We start from the raw sequence: 17243 nt of genomic DNA on the forward strand, positions 1-17243 counted from the left end.
CCGACGGGGATGTTGCGCAGCGGGAGCGAGTTGCCGGGCTTGATGTCAGCGCCGGGCCCGTTCTCGATCGGGTCGCCCTGCTTGAGCCGGTTCGGCGCGAGGATGTAGCGCTTCTCGCCGTCGGCGTACTGCACGAGCGCGATCCGGGCGGTGCGGTTGGGGTCGTACTCGATGTGAGCGACCTTGGCCGGCACGCCGTCCTTGTCGTGGCGACGGAAGTCGATGACGCGGTAGGCGCGCTTGTGACCGCCACCGATGTGACGGGTCGTGATCCGGCCGGAGTTGTTGCGGCCACCCGACTTGGTCAGCGGGCGGACGAGGGACTTCTCCGGGGTGGAGCGCGTGATCTCGACGAAGTCGGCGACCGACGAGCCGCGGCGGCCCGGTGTGGTCGGCTTGTACTTGCGGATACCCATGTTCGTTAGTCCTCTAGGATCTCTCGTCGGTCTCAGGCGCCCGCACCGAAGATGTCGATCGAGCCCTCGCGGAGGGAGACGATCGCACGCTTGGTGTCCTTGCGCTTGCCGATGCCGAAGCGGGTGCGACGGGCCTTGCCCTGACGGTTCAGGGTGTGGACCTTGTCGACCTTGACGTTGAAGATCTGCTCGATGGCGATCTTGATCTCGGTCTTGTTCGCGCGGGGGTCGACGATGAAGGTGTACTTCCCCTCGTCGAGCAGGCCGTACGACTTCTCCGAGACGACCGGCGCGATCAGGATGTCGCGGGGGTCCTTGGCGTGGATGCTCACTTCGAGTCCTCCTTGGCGGGCTCGTCACCCTGGTCAGCCTGGTCGGCCCTGGCGCCCTTGGTGCTTGCCGCGACGAACGCGTCGAGGGCGGCCTGCGTGAAGACGATGTCGTCGGCGCACAGCACGTCGTAGGTGTTGAGCTGGTCTGCCACGAGCACGTGGACGTTCTCGAGGTTGCGTACCGACTTGAACGCGACCTCGTCACCGCGCTCCAGCACGACGAGCAGGTTGGGGCGCTCGGTCAGTCCGGCGAGGGCCGTGGCTGCCTCCTTCGCCGAGGGGACGTCGCCCTTGACGATGGAGTCGAGCACGTGGATGCGGCCGAAGCGGGCCCGGTCCGAGAGAGCGCCACGGAGCGCGGCGGCCTTCATCTTCTTCGGGGTGCGCTGCGCGTAGTCACGCGGCTGGGGGCCGTGGACGATGCCGCCGCCGGCGAACTGCGGGGCGCGGACCGAGCCCTGGCGGGCGCGGCCGGTGCCCTTCTGGCGGTAGGGCTTGCGGCCACCGCCGCGGACCTCACCACGGGTCTTGGTCGAGTGCGTGCCCTGGCGGGCGGCGGCGAGCTGGGCGACCACGACCTGGTGGATCAGCGGGACGTTCGTCTGGACATCGAAGATGTCAGCGGGAAGGTTCGGCGTCTTGGTTGCCATGTCGGTCATGCACCCTTCGCAGCCGTGCGGATCAGGACGATGCCGCCGCGGGGGCCGGGAACGGCACCCTTGATGAGCAGCAGGCCCTTCTCGGCGTCCACGGCGTGGATCTGGAGGTTCTGGGTCGTCTGGCGGACGCCACCCATGCGACCGGCCATCCGCATGCCCTTGAAGACACGGCCCGGAGTGGCGCAGCCGCCGATGGAGCCCGGCTTGCGGTGGTTGCGGTGGGCACCGTGCGAGGCGGAGACGCCGGCGAAGCCGTGGCGCTTCATCACACCTGCGAAGCCCTTGCCCTTCGTCGTTCCGGTCGCGTCGACGCGCTGACCGGCCTCGAAGACATCGGCGGAGATCTCCTGGCCGAGCTCGTAGTCGGCGGCGTCCGCGGTGCGGAGCTCGACGAGGTGGCGGCGCGGCGTGACGCCGGCCTTCTCGAAGTGGCCCGTCATGGGCTTGTTGACCTTGCGGGGGTCGATCGCGCCGAAGGCGAGCTGGATCGCGTCGTAGCCATCGGTCTCGCCGTTGCGGACCTGGGTCACGACGCAGGGGCCGGCCTCGACGACGGTCACGGGAACGAGCCGGTTGTCGGCGTCCCAGACCTGGGTCATGCCGAGCTTCTTGCCGAGCAGGCCCTTGACGGTCTGGCTGGAGGTGGTGGCTGCAACAGTCATGGTGGCCGCCTCAGAGCTTGATCTCGATGTTGACGTCCGCCGGCAGGTCGAGACGCATCAACGAGTCGACGGCCTTGGGCGTCGGGTCGATGATGTCGATGAGGCGCTTGTGCGTGCGCATCTCGAAGTGCTCGCGGCTGTCCTTGTACTTGTGCGGCGACCGGATGACGACGAAGACGTTCTTCTCCGTCGGCAGCGGAACCGGGCCCACCACGGTGGCGCCGGCACGCGTCACCGTGTCGACAATCTTGCGCGCCGAGTTGTCGATGACCTCGTGGTCATACGACTTCAAGCGGATGCGGATCTTCTGTCCCGCCATCTCCGTTACGTCTCTCTCTCGCCGTACCTTGCAGGCCGGTTCCCTTGGCATCCGACCCCCGAGGTCGGGCGTGTCGCGCCCGCTCCGCGGTGAAAGCCCGCACCGAAGTGCCGCTCTCGTCGTGGATTGCCCGGCCGAACCGGGTGGCTTGCGCTTCCCTCGGCCTCTGTATCGAGTCCAAGTCATCGTGGTCGCATGCGCGTGATGACGAGGGGCGGCGGCGCCGACATGGGTCAGCGACGCGCGTCAAGCAACCTGATAAGTGTGCCAGAGGGCCGAACCACTATCAAATCGGCCCCGACGGGTCCCGGAGGTGCCACTCCCTGGCGCGCCGTGCCTCCTGGGAGCGGCAGGTGAGGCATCCCCGACCCGGCTGCCGTCGTCAGGGCAGCGGCGCGAGGAAGGCGCTCAGCGCAGCGGCATACATCGCCGGGTCCTCGGCACCACAGAGCTCGCGCGCGCTGTGCATCGAGAGCACGGGGGCACCGAAGTCGACCGTCGTGGCACCCGTGAGCGCCGAGGTCATCGGGCCCACGGTGGACCCGCTGGGCAGGTCGGTGCGGACCACGAACGACTGCATCGGAACGCCCGCCTGCTCGCACGCGAGCTGGAAGGCCGCCGCGCCGAGAGAGTCCGTGGCGTAGCGGAGGTTGGCGTTGACCTTGAGGACCGGGCCGGCGTTGACGGCGATGTGGTGAAGCGGCTCGTGGCGGTCGGCGTAGTTGGGGTGCGTCGCGTGAGCCATGTCGCCGCTGGCGATGACGGTCGACGACAGGGCACGCCAGTAGTCGTCGCGCGTCCCTCCCCCGGCGAGGACGATGCGCTCGAGGACCGAGGGCAGGAGGGTGGACATGGCCCCCCGCTCCGAGGTGCTGCCCACCTCCTCGTGGTCGAAGAGGACGAGGACGGGCACGTGGCGCAGCTCGCTGCGAGTGGCTTCGACGAAGGCCCGCACCCCGGCGTACGAGGTCGCGAGGTTGTCGAGACGGGGCGCCGCGATGAGCTCGCTGCGACGGCCGAGGCGGCGCGACGGCTCGACCGGGTGGGTCATGACGTCCCACCCGAGGATGTCTGCGGCGGGCACGCGGATCTGCTCGCTGAGGTAGCCGCGGACGTCGCCCGGCGAGTCACCGAGACCCCACAACGGCTCGAGGTGCTGCTGCCGGTTGAGGGTCAGGCCCTCGTTCTGCTCGCGGTCGAGGTGGATCGCGAGCTGGGCGACGCGCAGCAGCGGCGCGGTGTCGTGGAAGAGCCGCGACTCGACGCGGCCCGCCCCCCCGCGGACCGCGACCCGGCCGGCGAGACCGAGGTCGCGGTCGAGCCACGAGTTGAGCAGCGGCCCCCCGTAGACCTCGACCCCGAGTGTCTGCCAGCCCGCCTTGAGACGGTCGGGGTTCGGTTTGATGCGCAGGTTGGGGCTGTCGGTGTGGGCCCCGACGACACGGAACCCGGCCGCGGGAGCGGACCCAGCGGCATACGCCCCTCTCGTGTCCCACGCGATGAGCGAGCCGCCCCGGATGAGGAAGTGGGCACCCGGCTCGGTCGGGAAGGCATCGGACTCGTCCACCTCGGTCAGGCCCGCTTCGCTGAGGAGTGCAGCAGCTCGGACGCAGGCGTGGAAGGGGGTCGGCGACGAGTCCACGAAGTCGATCAGGCCCTGGGCTTCGGTGTCGGGGTCGAACGGGTGCGCCATGGCAGTGACCCTATCCCTGTCCCAATCAGGCTCGTATGCCGCTGTGCCGGCTCCCGACGTCCCCGCCCTCCCGAACCCGCTCGTCGCGGACTCTGCCGGGCCGGCCGCTCCAGCCCCTGACGTCGGGAAAGCCGTCGCGACCCGCTCGCCCACAGGACATGCTGGGGAAATGACCGTCCATGGGGAGGTGGCCGCCGGATTCGCGGTGGTGCGAGACGTCTTCGCCGGTATCGTCCGCCGCGAGGAGGGCACGGGTGCGGCCGTCGCGATCTGGCACGACGGCCGATGGGTCGTCGACCTGTGGGGCGGGCACGCCGATGCGGCCAGGGCCCGTCCCTGGGAGCGAGACAGCATCGTCATGCCCTACTCGGTCTCGAAGCCCTTCGCCGCGATGGCTGCGCTCACGCTGGTCGACCGCGGCCTGCTCGACCTCGATGTCCCGGTGCAGCGGCACTGGCCGCAGCTGGAGACTCCGGCCACGGTGCGGCAGCTGCTGTCCCACCAGGTCGGCCTGGTCGCCCTCCGCGAGCCGGCCCCGACGTCCCTCCTGCTCGACTGGACCGCACTGTGCGACCGGCTCGGCACGGAGGCCGCCCTGTGGGCATCCGGAGAGGCCATCGGCGAGTCCGCCCTCTTCTACGGCCACCTCGTCGGTGAGCTCGTCCGCCGGGTCGACGGGCGCGACGTGGGGAGGTTCCTTCGCGAGGAGGTCTGCGGACCGGCCGGGATCGACTTCTCCGTCGGGCTCGACGACGGCGAGCTGGACAGGGCCGTCGAGCTCACCGGGCTCGAGGGCCTCGCCGACCAGGTGCACGACCCCACACGACCGGAACTCCTCCGGCGCGCTCTGCTGAACCCTCCGGGTGCCCTCGATGCGGCGGTCGTCAACAGCCGGGAGTTCCGCAGCGCCCAGGTGCCGGCGATCAACGGCCACGGCACGGCCCGAGCCGTTGCCGGCCTCTACGCCGCCCTCCTGCAAGGCGAGCTGCTCCACCCGGACCTGCGTGACGAAGCCATCCGCCCTCAGGCGACCGGGGTCGACCGGGTGATGGGCGGCGAGCCGAGGTCGTGGGGTCTCGGCTTCGGGGTCGATGAGTGGGGCTTCGGCATGGGCGGCATCGGTGGCAGCGGTGGGGTTGCCTGCCCCGGAGGCGGCTACGCACTCGCCTTCGTCACCGGGAGTCTCGGCTCGCACGACCGCCTCGACCTGCTCGAGCGCGCCTTTCGAGAGGTGATCGGGCTCCCCGCCGTCTGACGCACCCGGACTCCGTGGGTCGGTGGCCAGGGGCACCCGTCGTGCCGGTGACCCGCAAGGCCCGCTACCGACCTGGCGGCCGGACGAACCGCCGCCCCAAGTCGCTCCCAAGTCGGTCGCCCCGAGCACAAGTCAGGCCCCAGTCCCGTGCAGGCCCCGGCGTCCACGGTGGGGACAACACCCACCACACGACAAGGACCCATCACGATGTCTCGTCTGCTCTACCGGCTCGGCCGCAGCGCCGCTGCCCACCCCTGGCGGGCGCTCACCGCCTGGCTCCTCACGACGGCAGCCCTCATCGGCCTCTCGATCACCCTGGGAGGCCAGACCCAGGACGACTGGGACATACCGGACGCCCGTGCCCAGCATGGTATCGACCTCCTCCGGGAGCACGTTCCCGGCGCCGGCAACGCCTCGGCCCGGGTCGTCGTCCACGATCCTCAGGCAGCGACGCCGGACGCCGCGGTCCTGCTCGACCTGCGTGACCGCCTCGCGGCCATGCCGCACGTCGTGGACGTCTCCAGCCCTGTCCACTCGGCAGACGGTGACACGTCCCTGATCTCCGTCAGCTACGACGTGCCGGTCACCCACACGGACCTCATGGGCCGGCTGGAGCCCCTCGACGACGCGGTCGGCCCCGCGCGAGCCTCCGGCCTCGAGGTCGAGCTCGGCGGGGACGTGCCGGACAGCGCCGCCGCGCCGATGAAGGGCCACGGCGAGCTCATCGGGATCATCGCCGCCCTGTTCATCCTCATCGTCACGTTCGGGTCGGTCGTCAGCGCCGGCCTCCCCATTGCGGTGGCTCTGGCCGGGCTCGCCGTCGGTAGCGCCGGAGTGACCATCTTGGCCGCCACGACCGATGTGAGCACGGTCGCGCCGGTCGTCGCCTCCATGGTCGGACTGGGCGTCGGCATCGACTACGCCCTGCTCCTCGTGACCCGCCACGTGGAGTTCCTCCGCGAGGGCCACGACGTCGCCGAGGCGGCCGGGCTCGCCTCGGCCACGGCCGGCCGCTCCGTCGTCTTCGCCGCCGGCACCGTTCTCGTCTCCCTCATGGGGCTGCGGCTGACCGGGCTGCCCACTTTCGCCTCCTTCGGCTTCGCCACGGCGATCGCCGTCGCGGCCGTCCTCGCCGCCGCGCTCACCCTGGTGCCCGTGCTCTGCCGCTTCGCCGGGCGGCGGCTCCTGGCGCGTCAGGAGCGGCTTCACGGAGCGAGCGAGCGAGAAGGGGCCGGTGTGCGCGACAACCTGACCGCCCGCTGGGCGGCGAGGGTCTCGCGCAGGCCACTTCCCTGGGCGCTCGCTGCGACCACGCTGCTGCTCGCCGCGGCCTGGCCCGCGCTCGACATGCGAACCTGGCCGCAGGACCCGAGCAGCGGATCGACCGAACTGACGACGCGTCGGGCCTACGACCTCGTCGCTGCCGAGTACGGTCCGGGGACGAACGGGACGCTCATGGTCGTCGCCGAGCGGGACCTCGTCGCCGACGCGGTCGTGGACGACCTCGCAGCCACCCTCGACGCCCGCTCGGACATCGTCGCGGTCACTGCCCCGGCGACGTCGCCGGACGAGGCTCTCACCACCTTCACGGCCGTGCCGGCCTTCGGCCCGACCGACTCGCGGATGGGCGACCTCGTCGAGGACATCCGCTCCGTCCTGCCCGGCGGGGCGGAGCTGACTGGGGGCACCGCCCTCTTCTCGGACATCTCCGACCTGCTCGCGGACCGGCTGTGGCTCGTCATCGCGTTCGTCGTCGCCGTCTCGGTGTTGTTGCTCGCGATGGTGTTCCGCTCCGTCGTCATCCCGGTCAAGGCGGCCGTGATGAACCTGCTGTCCATCGGCGCCGCCTACGGCGTCATGGTCGCGGTCTTCCAGTGGGGCTGGGGCACCGAGCTCCTCGGACTGGACCACGCGATGCCCGTCTCGAGCTGGATCCCCATCCTGCTCTTCGCCATCCTCTTCGGCCTGTCGATGGACTACGAGGTCTTCCTGCTGTCCCGGATCCGCGAGGACTGGGAGCGCACCGGCGACCCCCATGGCAGCGTCGTGCGGGGCCTCTCCTCGACGGGGAGGGTCATCTCGTCGGCCGCCGCGATCATGGTCGCCGTCTTCCTCGGCTTCGCCACGGAGGTCGACGTCGTCGTCAAGATGCTCGGCGTCGGCATGGCCGTCGCGATCCTCCTCGACGCGACCGTCGTCCGCATGGTTCTCGTCCCGGCGACGATGTCGCTCCTCGGCCGGCTCAACTGGTGGGTCCCCGCCTGGCTCGACCGGGCACTCCCCACCGTCCGCGCTGAGGCCTCCGAGGCCCACCTCACGCAGCTCGCCTTACCCGCCATCACCGGAACCGCACCCGCCCCGACACCCAGCTCAGCGGCATACGCGGAATCACCTCTGCACCAAGCAAACACGGTCGACAGCGCCCAGCAGGACGCCGATCACACCGAGCGCGACATCGTCGGCGCACGCTGACCACCTCAACCAGTTCCACTGTCACACAGGAGAATCGACATGAGCACTACCACTGGGCCCAGCTGGCCGACCCAGATCACCCTCCCCGGCCAGACTGCCGCGCACCCGGGTCCCGTCGACATGACGATGATGTACGTCATGCACCACGCCTTCCGGCGTGACCTCACGGCCTTCGCCGCTGCGGCGGCATCCACCCCTGTCGCCGACCGCACCTCGTGGCAGGCGCTCGCCGAGCGCTGGGGAGTGTTCTCGCAGTGCCTGCACCACCACCACTCCGGCGAGGACGCCGGGATATGGCCACTTCTCATGGGGCGAGCCGACGCTGCACAGCGAGAGACGCTCGAGGCGATGGAGGGCGAGCACGCGGAGATCGATCCCATCCTCACCGCCTGCGCCGCCGGCTTCACGCGTCTCGCGGAGCACGCCGACGAGGACGCCCGCGCGGCGCTCGCCGTCCGCCTCGCGGCGGCCCGCGAGAGCCTCGGACGACACCTGCGCCACGAAGAGACCGACGCCATCCGCATCATCCAGGAGCACATGACAAACGCGGAGTGGCACGCGCTCGACGAGGAGTACTTCAAGCAGGGCGTCTCATTCAGGCAGGTGCTGGCCATCGTGCCGTGGATCCTGCATGGGCTCCCCGTGGAGGCCCGTGAAAGCCTCTTCACCGGCCCCGGCGGGCGTCTGCACCGCGTCCTGTGGCTCGCCACGAAGGGTCAGTTCGACCGGCGCGAGAAGGTCGCCTTCCGCTACGTGTCCTGATCAGAATCCGAAGCGATCCCGCTGGCCGCGGAACCACTGCGCGACCAGCGGGATGCGCCACTCCGTCATCAGCTCGAGCGCGCGGTCAGCGTGCCGGGCGGCGAGATCCCCTTCACCGACGGCGGCCGCGGCCTGGGCCAGGTAGGCATCCGTCGGGCCCATGGCGTTGCCCGACCCGGCACTGCAGCTTCGTCCGGCGTAGGGCGCGATCCGTTCATAGGCCGCGGAGCCGAGTTCCGCGTCACCGAGCCACAGGGCCGCCTCGGCGGCGCAGCACCAGTTGAGCATGGCGAACCAGTCGTCACCGCTGAGGTCCACCGGACGTTCGGCCACGAGTCGGCGTGCCTGGTCGAGTTCCCCACCGCGGCAATGGAAGACCACCCGACAGCTGAGGATCGGCAGGGAGCCACCGTCGATTGCGGCGAGAAGCGGACCCACCTCGGCGCTGCGCCCCTGCCAGAGCATGAGGGTGATGAGCGCCCCCGCCGCGGCGTCGTCGCCCTGAGGGATCTCCATCTGCGACTGCAGCTGCCGGATCCGCGCGAGGTAGCGCTCGCAGTCGTCGAAGCGACCCGCCATCGCCGCCCAGGGCAGCTCGAGGCTGTCGAGGACGATGAAGGCGTAGGGCAGGCGCAAGCGCTCCGCGAGCTCGCGCGCCTGCGCAGCCGTGGACCACATCTCCTCGACGCGCCCCAGCTCTCCCTCGACGACCGCCTTCAGGGTCAGCGAGACGACGAGCGCGGACTCATTGTCCAGCGCCCGCGCAAGCCCGATGGCTTCTCGGACGTACCCGAGCCGCTCCTCCGCGGTGCGGTGGCACCAGAGGGCGGCGAAGGCGATCTGGTATGCATCGAGCAGGAGCGCCTCGTCGGCCAGACGCCGGGCCATCGCGACCCCCTCGTCGACGAGCGCCCGCCGCTCCTCGAAGGTCGCACCGTAGTAGAGCTCGTTGGCGAGGCTCAGCATGGCGCGGCATCGCATCGCGCTGTCCTCGGGAGGAAGCGATGCCAAGGACCGGCGCAGCGCGTCGACGACGACCGCGTGGACCTGACCGTGCGGCCCGGACTGCCAGAGCGCTCCCTGCGTCGGTGCCATCGCGGCGAGCGCCACCGCCTCGACGTCGCCCAGCTCCCCGGCGACCCCGATGCATTCCTCGACCGTCGCGACGAGCTGGGTCCAGCGTCCCATCCACCGATAGGCATCGACGAGCTGCATGAGGACGTCGTAGCGGTCACGCGGCGTCGCCCGAGGATCCAGGTCCATGGTCGTCAGAGCCGCGCAAAGGAGCTCCTCTGACGACTCGTAGGCGTAGAGACGGCGGGTCACTGCGGCCGCGGAGACGGCCGCCCGCCACGCCTGGTGTGCGTGGGACGGGCCGGCCGCCAGCCAGTGGCGCGCCCGCTCGGTCTCTCGGGTCGGACTCATCGACAGGGCCTGCGCGACGCGTGCGTGCAGGCGCGCCCGGCGTGAGGCAGAGAGCCCCGCGGTGATCGTGTCACGCACGAGCGCGTGCGCGAACACGAAGTGGTCGATGCCGTCCTCGCGCACGAGGCCGGAGGCCATGGCCACGTCGAGCCCGTCGAGCACCTGCTCCTCGGGGTGGCCTGCGGATCCCGCCAGGGTCACCAGGTCGAAGTCACGACCGATCACGGCGGCCACCCGCAGCAGTTCCACCGTCGGTTCGGGGAGGCGGGCCAGCCGTCGGACGAGGACGTCGTGCACCGCCGCTGGGAGCTGCTCTTCCGCGAGTAGCGAGGTCAGGTCGCCACGCTCGGCGGCGAGACGCGCGAACTCCACGAGGAAGAAGGGGTTGCCCTCGGTGCGGTCCCGCAGGGAGTCCGCCTCGGCTGACGTCGGCCGCTCGTGTGCGACCCGCTCCACGAGCTCCGCGGCCGCCTCGGTGCCCAGACCCTCGAGCTCGACGCGCAGCGCGTGCCTGCGCGCGAGAGCCTCTGCGACCTCCGCCAACGACCCCGTCGGCTCCGGCCGGGCTCGCCACGTGACCAGGACGAGCAGCCTGCCCCGGTGCACGGTCTCGGCGAGCAGGCGAAGCACCCGCAGTGTCGAGGTGTCCGCCCATTGGAGGTCGTCGAGCGCCACGACGACGAGCTCGTCGCTGGCCGTGTCCCCGACCGCCGAGACGATCCCCTCCCACGTCCGGAACTGCGCGCCCTCCTCATCGCCAAGCACCGTCGGAAGGTCCTGGTCGAGCCCGCGAAGCACTGCGGCCCAAGGCCACAGCGGAGGGGCGCCACCGTCCTGCGAGCACCGGCCCGTGAGGACGCGGGCCCCCCGGGCGCGGGCCACCCCGAGCACCTCGGCAGCCAGCCGGCTCTTGCCGATTCCCGGCTCGCCGAGGATGACAGCGAACTGGGGCGTGTCTTCGTCGGCGGCGGCGAGGCGGTCCGTCAGGGCGCGCAGCTGGGTGTCCCGCCCGACCAGGGGCCAGGCGACCGCCGCCGAGCCCTGGGCGGGGATGGCCGCCGTCCTGGACGCCGGCGGCTCCCCGGAGTGCGACGGCGATGCGGCCGGGACAGCGGCGGACACGGCCGGTGGCATCGAGGACTGAGGCTCGGCCCCGTCGCCTACCTGCCCCGACTGCGCGGGGGCAATCCAGTCGAGCACCGGATCCTGCCGCAGGATCGCCGACTGGAGCTCGCGCAGCTCAGGTCCGGGATCGAGGCCGAGCTCCGCGTCGAGCACCTCGCGCACCTCGCGAAGCACCTCGAGCGCCTCGGCCTGCCGGCCGGCGCGGACGAGGGCCACGGCGCGCAGGGCCCACAGCCGCTCACGCAGCGGATGGGCACGGGTCAGGTGCTCCAGCTCGGCGGCCGCGAGCGCATGCTGGCCGAGAGCCAGGGCGATGACCATGCGCGACTCGACGGCGACGAGCCGAAGCTCCTCCAGCCGGGCCCGCTCCGCCTGTGCCGACGGGGCGTCGCCGAGGTCCGCGAAGGGGGCGCCGCGCCAGCAGGCCAGCGCGCCGTCGAGCCGCCGGGCAAGGTCGAGCAGCTCACGACGACTGAACGGGTTGGTCGCCCCGAGGGTGGCGATGGGCTCCACGGCCTGGTGCACGGACGTCACGGCCCGCTCGAACCCGACGACATCGAGTGCCTCCTCCGGCAGTCGCAGAGCGTAACCGCCTCCCTCCGTGACGAGCACCGACGCGGGGGCCCGCGCCGGACGATCCGGCTCCAATGAGCGACGCAGACCGGCAACATAGGCTTGGAGGGTCCCGCTCACACTTCGTGGCGGGTGGTCGCCCCAGAGCAGGTCGATGATCATGTCGACACTGACGGCGCGCCCCCGCGAGAGCGCCAGGGCAGCGAGGAGGGCACGCTGTTTGTGCGTGCCCAGCTCCACGGCGAGATCTCCCCGCCGGACCTCGGTGGTCCCGAGGACTCCCACCTCCACTCTCGGAGGATACGGCGGACGGGGCCGGCCCGTGCGCGGTTCGCGGCACGGGCCCGTCCCCCGTCCTCGAGGGTCGCTGGCACACCGGCCGCAGTCGCCCCGGCGGGGGTGGCAGCGGGGAGCGCTCCCCGTTGGCCGAGCCACGCAGTCCACCTAGTCTGTCGGGTGGGTCGGGCGCGCCGACCGTCGACGTCAGGGAGGAACTCAGGGTGGTCGTCTTCAGGAAGGGCGCCGATCCTGTGGCGCTCGACGCGAGCGCCAGTCGGCTCGAGGCCTTCGCCCGCGAGTGCCGCAGTGTGCGGATCGCGTCCGAGGAGGTCGTCGGGCGTCTCGGTGACGCTTGGGCCGGGCGCGACCTCGAACGACTCAGAGGCGACTGGCAGCGCGCCGCACCGGGGATGGACCTGGTGGAGAAGACCCTGGTCGCTCTCGGCGCGAGGCTGCGTGAGAACGCCGCTCGCCAGCGCGGCACCAGCGGGGCGAGCGGTGACTCGGCCATCAGCGGGGCGAGCGGTGGCTCGGCCATCAGCGGGGCGAGCGGTGGCTCGGCCACCAGCGCGCCCACCAAGGGCGCTCCTCAGGACGGCCTCGGGGTCACCCAGAGCGGGGGCCGAGGGGGCCTCTCGGCAGGTAGCGGGAGCACTGCCCCGGCGATGACATTGGCGTACAGCACGCCTTCGCCCCAGCCGGGACCCAGCCCCACACCCCCGCCGGCCCCGCCCGCGACCACCGGAACCGGTGGCCCTGTCGACGGCTACGACTTCGGCGCTCCCGACAAGCCCGACATCACGTGGGACGAGGGGTTCGTCTACAACTCCAAGGACTCCACCTGGCGGGACCACATCTCCAAGGCAGAGTGGATGGCCAAGCTCGAGGGCGGACGGGTGGTCCGCCCCGACCTCGATGACGCCACCGCGATGTACGAGCACTACTGGGACAACAACGGCGAGCCCATCCGATTCGACTACGAGGAGGGCTTTCGCGAGGACGAGGCGATCCGCGCGAACGTCAACACCGAGATCGCCACCACCGCGGCTGCAGTCGACCAGATGGCGCGCAACGGCAACTCCTCCTTCTCGGTCACCGGGCCGGCACACCTCGCTCCGAGCTACCCGACCACCGAGAACTGGCAGAAGACCATCGGTGGCTACCAGCAATGGAGCAGCGCCGACGTCCGCGTCGAGGACGGGCAGGTCACCATGACGATCACGGTGCACGCCGAGGACTACTACAACTTCAACCCGTCGCAGAGCGACATCGCCACGGGTGCGGGAGACGACGAGAACGGACGCTTCACTGAGATCGGGTGGGCAAAGCCCTTCCCGTCGAGTGGGGATGTCACCCGCACGATCAGCTGGCCCGTCGGCTCCCCGCCACCCACTGTCGATGTCGGCACCGGGGAGATGGAACGCACCCCGGGCCTGGGTCGCGAGGACCGCGCCGATGGCCGCGGGAGCGAACGATGACCTGGCGCCGTGTGGGCATCGCCCTGGCGCTCGTCGGCGTCGTCCTGGCCGGCACGGCCTGCACCGACGCCGACCCCGCGGACTCGACAGCCCGTGGCGGTACCACCGCAGACAACCCGAGGAGCAGTGTGGGCACACAGAACAAGACCGGCACGGGAGAGCTGCGGCACGACCTGGCGCCGCTGACCACGCGGTTCACCGCGCTCGGCGATCCTGTTTCGGCGACGTGGCAGTCCGGGACCCTGGCCAGTGACGCGCCGGGCCCGACGACCTACTGGATCGACGCCGTCGTCGAGGTCACGCCGGAGGTGGCGACAGCCCTACGGGCCCACGAGACCGAGCCAACCGAGGAGACCCCCGAGGTCGTGGACGCCGTTCGCGCCGCCATCCCGTCCGGCCCCCTACGGCGCGGCGCCGACCTCGATGCGGCTTTCGCCCAGGGTTCCTTCCGGGCCAAGGTGTACCTCGTCGAGGGAACCGACACTGTGGTGCTCACCGCCCTGGGCGAGTGACACGCGGGAAGGCCCGGCCGCCGAAGCGAGCCGGGCCCTCCCGGAGATCCTGCCGCTGGGCTGCTCAGAGGCTGCCCTCGCGGCGGGGGATCACTTGTTGATCTTGGTGACGCGACCGGCGCCGACCGTCCGGCCACCCTCACGGATGGCGAACTTGAGGCCCTCCTCCATGGCGATCGGCTGGATGAGCTCGACCTTCATGTCGGTGTTGTCGCCGGGCATGACCATCTCGGTGCCCTCGGGCAGGTGCACGACACCAGTGACGTCCGTCGTGCGGAAGTAGAACTGCGGACGGTAGTTGTCGTAGAACGGCGTGTGCCGGCCGCCCTCGTCCTTGGACAGGATGTAGACCTGCGCGTCGAACTCGGTGTGCGGGGTGATCGAGCCCGGCTTGCAGACGACCTGGCCACGCTCGACGTCCTCACGCTTGACACCGCGAAGGAGCAGGCCGACGTTCTCACCCGCGCGACCCTCGTCGAGGAGCTTGCGGAACATCTCGACACCGGTGACGACCGTCTTCGTGGGCGGGCCGTCGTGGATGCCGACGATCTCCACCTCCTCGTTGACCTTGAGGACGCCACGCTCGATACGGCCCGTGACGACGGTGCCGCGACCGGTGATCGTGAAGACGTCCTCGACCGGCATGAGGAACGGCTTGTCGATGTCGCGCTCGGGCTCCGGGATGTAGGTGTCCACGGCGTCCATGAGGTCGAGCACCGACTGGGACCACTCCGGGTCACCCTCGAGCGCCTTGAGCGCCGAGACCTTGACGACCGGCAGGTCGTCACCCGGGAACTCGTAGGTCGAGAGGAGCTCACGGACCTCCATCTCGACGAGCTCGAGGATCTCCTCGTCGTCGACCATGTCGGCCTTGTTGAGCGCGACGACGATGTAGGGGACGCCGACCTGGCGGGCCAGGAGGACGTGCTCCTTCGTCTGCGGCATCGGACCGTCGGTGGCGGCGACCACGAGGATCGCGCCGTCCATCTGCGCAGCCCCGGTGATCATGTTCTTGACGTAGTCGGCGTGCCCCGGGCAGTCGACGTGGGCGTAGTGGCGCCCCTCCGTCTGGTACTCGATGTGGGCGATCGAGATCGTGATACCGCGCTGGCGCTCCTCGGGCGCCTTGTCGATGTCCTCGAACGCGAACTGGGGGTTGAGGTCCGGGTACTTGTCGTGCAGGACCTTGGAGATCGCAGCCGTCAGCGTCGTCTTGCCGTGGTCGATGTGACCGATGGTGCCGATGTTGACGTGCGGCTTGGTCCGCTCGAACTTTGCCTTCGCCACTGTGGTCCTCCTCAGGACTTCTTAGTGTTACGCCGTACGACCAGGGCAGGACGTGGCGCTGTGGGTTGTGATTTCCGGTTGGATTCCTCGGGAGAGACTATCGGGATTGCCCGAAAGTCACTCGCCGCGGGTCTTCTTGATGATCTCCTCGGCCACGGCCTTGGGGACCTCTGCGTAGGAGTCGAACTCCATGGAGAAGCTTGCGCGACCCTGGGTCTTGGATCGCAGGTCGCCGACGTAGCCGAACATCTCGGACAGCGGGACGAGACCGCGCACGACCTTGGCGCCGCTGATGTCGTCCATGCCCTGGATGTGGCCACGACGGGAGTTGATGTCACCGATGACGTCACCCATGTAGTCCTCAGGGGTGCGGACCTCGACAGCCATCATCGGCTCGAGGAGCACGGGGTCGGCCTTTCGGACGGCCTCCTTGAGCACCATGGAGCCGGCGATCTTGAACGCCATCTCGGACGAGTCGACGTCGTGGTAGCCGCCGTCGACGAGCGTCGCCTTGATCCCCACCAACGGGTAGCCGGCGAGCACGCCGTACTGCATGGCGTCCTGGATCCCGGCGTCGACCGACGGGATGTACTCGCGCGGCACGCGACCACCCGTGACCGCGTTGACGAACTCGTAGAGCTCGCCGCCCTCGGCGTCGACGAGGGGCTCGATGGTCACCTGGACCTTCGCGAACTGGCCCGAGCCACCCGTCTGCTTCTTGTGGGTGTAGTCGTACTTCTCGACGGCCCTGCGGATCGTCTCGCGGTACGCGACCTGCGGCTTGCCGACGTTGGCCTCGACCTTGAACTCCCGCTTCATGCGGTCGACGAGGATGTCGAGGTGGAGCTCGCCCATGCCCGCGATGATGGTCTGGCCGGTCTCCTCGTCGAGGTGGACCTGGAAGGTCGGGTCCTCGGACGAGAGCTTCTGGATGGCGGTGGAGAGCTTCTCCTGGTCGCTCTTGGTCTTCGGCTCGATGGCGACCTGGATGACCGGCTCCGGGAACGTCATCGACTCGAGGACGATCGGGTCGCCGATGTCGCAGAGCGTGTCGCCCGTCGTCGTGTCCTTGAGACCGATGGCAGCGTAGATGTGCCCCGCCATGGCCTCGTCGACCGGGTTCTCCTTGTTGGCGTGCATCTGGAAGAGCTTCCCGATGCGCTCCTTCTTGCCCTTGGTCGAGTTCATGACCTGGGTGCCTGCCGAGATCTGGCCCGAGTAGACCCGGATGAAGGTCAACGTGCCGAAGAACGGGTGCGTGGCCACCTTGAAGGCGAGCGCCGAGAACGGCGCGTCCTTCGACGGCTCCCGCGTCATCTCGACCTCCTCGTGCCCCGGCTTGTGCCCGATCATGGCGGGCACGTCGAGGGGTGAGGGCAGGAAGTCGACAACGGCGTCGAGCATCGGCTGGACGCCCCGGTTCTTGAACGCCGAGCCGCAGAGGACCGGGTAGAGCTCCGAGCTCACCGTGAGCTTGCGGATGCCGGCCTTCAGCTCGTCGACGGTGAGGTCCTCGCCGCCGAGGTACTTCTCCATGAGGTCGTCGTCGGACTCGGCGACCCGCTCCACGAGCGCGTGCCGGTACTCCTCGGCCTTCGCCTGGAGGTCCGCGGGAATCTCCTGGACCTCGTACTTGGCGCCCATCGTCACGTCGCCCTTGGCGTCGCCGGGCCAGACCAGGGCGCGCATCTCGAGCAGGTCGACGACGCCGACGAAGTCGCTCTCCGAGCCGATCGGCAGCTGCAGCACGAGGGGCTCGGCGCCGAGGCGCTCCTTGATCGTCTGCACCGTGAAGTAGAAGTCCGCGCCGAGCTTGTCCATCTTGTTGACGAAGCAGACCCGCGGGACGTCGTACTTGTCCGCCTGGCGCCAGACCGTCTCGGACTGGGGCTCGACACCCTCCTTGCCGTCGAAGACGGCGACCGCGCCGTCGAGGACACGCAGGGAGCGCTCGACCTCGACCGTGAAGTCGACGTGGCCGGGCGTGTCGATGA

General features: G+C 70.2%; 14 protein-coding genes. 5 read left to right on the forward strand and 9 right to left on the reverse strand.

Features of this window, described 5'->3' with window-relative positions; translation table 11 throughout:
• The 6 genes from rplB to LOY02_RS12405 form a co-directional block, all read right to left on the reverse strand.
• On the reverse strand, positions 1-416 hold a 416-nt coding region (gene rplB / locus LOY02_RS12380), incomplete at its 3' end, for a 50S ribosomal protein L2 (protein WP_317182667.1).
• 32 nt (positions 417-448) lie between these two features.
• The gene (rplW, locus tag LOY02_RS12385; RefSeq protein ID WP_013493568.1) at positions 449-748 is read right to left on the reverse strand and encodes a 50S ribosomal protein L23; all 300 of its coding nucleotides are present in this window, start codon (positions 746-748) and stop codon (positions 449-451) included.
• Positions 745-1407 (reverse strand): 50S ribosomal protein L4, encoded by a 663-nt coding sequence (gene rplD, locus LOY02_RS12390; protein WP_317182668.1) that lies wholly within the window; start codon positions 1405-1407, stop codon positions 745-747. The genes rplW and rplD overlap by 4 nt, the downstream gene beginning before the upstream one ends.
• Positions 1404-2069: a 50S ribosomal protein L3 gene (gene rplC / locus LOY02_RS12395; RefSeq protein ID WP_317182669.1), complete on the reverse strand. Its 666-nt coding sequence runs from the start codon at positions 2067-2069 to the stop codon at positions 1404-1406. Before rplC ends, rplD begins: the two co-directional genes overlap by 4 nt.
• Positions 2070-2079: 10 nt before the next feature.
• Positions 2080-2388 carry a 30S ribosomal protein S10 gene (gene rpsJ / locus LOY02_RS12400; RefSeq protein ID WP_009775966.1) on the reverse strand — a complete coding sequence of 103 codons (309 nt, stop codon included), beginning with the start codon at positions 2386-2388 and terminating at the stop codon, positions 2080-2082.
• Between the two features lie 382 nt (positions 2389-2770).
• Positions 2771-4081, reverse strand: coding sequence for a M18 family aminopeptidase (locus LOY02_RS12405; protein ID WP_317182670.1), 1311 nt, complete (start codon positions 4079-4081; stop codon positions 2771-2773).
• Positions 4082-4250: 169 nt separating this feature from the next.
• Between LOY02_RS12405 and LOY02_RS12410 the strand changes: the two genes are divergently transcribed.
• The 3 genes from LOY02_RS12410 (at position 4251) to LOY02_RS12420 (ending at position 8570) form a co-directional block, all read left to right on the forward strand.
• Positions 4251-5336, forward strand: coding sequence for a serine hydrolase domain-containing protein (locus LOY02_RS12410; RefSeq protein WP_317182671.1), 1086 nt, complete (start codon positions 4251-4253; stop codon positions 5334-5336).
• A 207-nt stretch (positions 5337-5543) separates the two neighbouring features.
• The gene (locus LOY02_RS12415; RefSeq protein ID WP_317182672.1) at positions 5544-7808 is read left to right on the forward strand and encodes an MMPL family transporter; all 2265 of its coding nucleotides are present in this window, start codon (positions 5544-5546) and stop codon (positions 7806-7808) included.
• 39 nt (positions 7809-7847) lie between these two features.
• Positions 7848-8570 carry a hemerythrin domain-containing protein gene (locus tag LOY02_RS12420; protein WP_317182673.1) on the forward strand — a complete coding sequence of 241 codons (723 nt, stop codon included), beginning with the start codon at positions 7848-7850 and terminating at the stop codon, positions 8568-8570.
• On the opposite strand, the gene LOY02_RS12425 is transcribed toward LOY02_RS12420, so the two are convergent.
• Entirely contained in the window at positions 8571-11984 is a 3414-nt protein-coding gene (locus LOY02_RS12425; protein ID WP_317182674.1) for a BTAD domain-containing putative transcriptional regulator, read from the reverse strand.
• Between the two features lie 209 nt (positions 11985-12193).
• Between LOY02_RS12425 and LOY02_RS12430 the strand changes: the two genes are divergently transcribed.
• Positions 12194-13450, forward strand: a complete 1257-nt coding sequence (locus LOY02_RS12430) for a hypothetical protein (protein ID WP_317182675.1) — start codon at positions 12194-12196, stop codon at positions 13448-13450.
• Complete coding sequence (locus tag LOY02_RS12435) at positions 13447-13962, forward strand: hypothetical protein (protein WP_317182676.1); 516 nt, start codon at positions 13447-13449, stop codon at positions 13960-13962. Before LOY02_RS12430 ends, LOY02_RS12435 begins: the two co-directional genes overlap by 4 nt.
• A 90-nt stretch (positions 13963-14052) precedes the next feature.
• On the opposite strand, the gene tuf is transcribed toward LOY02_RS12435, so the two are convergent.
• Both tuf and fusA read right to left on the reverse strand, forming a co-directional pair.
• On the reverse strand, positions 14053-15249 hold the full coding sequence (tuf, locus tag LOY02_RS12440) for an elongation factor Tu (RefSeq protein ID WP_317182677.1): 1197 nt from the start codon (positions 15247-15249) through the stop codon (positions 14053-14055).
• Between the two features lie 117 nt (positions 15250-15366).
• A partial coding sequence (gene fusA / locus LOY02_RS12445) for an elongation factor G (RefSeq protein ID WP_317182678.1) occupies positions 15367-17243 on the reverse strand: 1877 nt, incomplete at its 5' end.

The sequence above is a fragment of the Intrasporangium sp. genome (assembly GCF_032907665.1).
Classification (GTDB): domain Bacteria; phylum Actinomycetota; class Actinomycetes; order Actinomycetales; family Dermatophilaceae; genus Intrasporangium.

What these genes read in the sequence shown, in the direction of transcription:
- LOY02_RS12435 (WP_317182676.1), top strand. Translation starts at nt 13,447, where the DNA reads ATGACCTGGCGCCGTGTGGGCATCGCCCTGGCGCTCGTCGGCGTCGTC.
- rplD (WP_317182668.1), bottom strand. Translation starts at nt 1,407, where the DNA reads ATGACCGACATGGCAACCAAGACGCCGAACCTTCCCGCTGACATCTTC.
- rplC (WP_317182669.1), bottom strand. Translation starts at nt 2,069, where the DNA reads ATGACTGTTGCAGCCACCACCTCCAGCCAGACCGTCAAGGGCCTGCTC.
- LOY02_RS12420 (WP_317182673.1), top strand. Translation starts at nt 7,848, where the DNA reads ATGAGCACTACCACTGGGCCCAGCTGGCCGACCCAGATCACCCTCCCC.
- rpsJ (WP_009775966.1), bottom strand. Translation starts at nt 2,388, where the DNA reads ATGGCGGGACAGAAGATCCGCATCCGCTTGAAGTCGTATGACCACGAG.
- LOY02_RS12410 (WP_317182671.1), top strand. Translation starts at nt 4,251, where the DNA reads ATGACCGTCCATGGGGAGGTGGCCGCCGGATTCGCGGTGGTGCGAGAC.
- LOY02_RS12405 (WP_317182670.1), bottom strand. Translation starts at nt 4,081, where the DNA reads ATGGCGCACCCGTTCGACCCCGACACCGAAGCCCAGGGCCTGATCGAC.
- LOY02_RS12415 (WP_317182672.1), top strand. Translation starts at nt 5,544, where the DNA reads ATGTCTCGTCTGCTCTACCGGCTCGGCCGCAGCGCCGCTGCCCACCCC.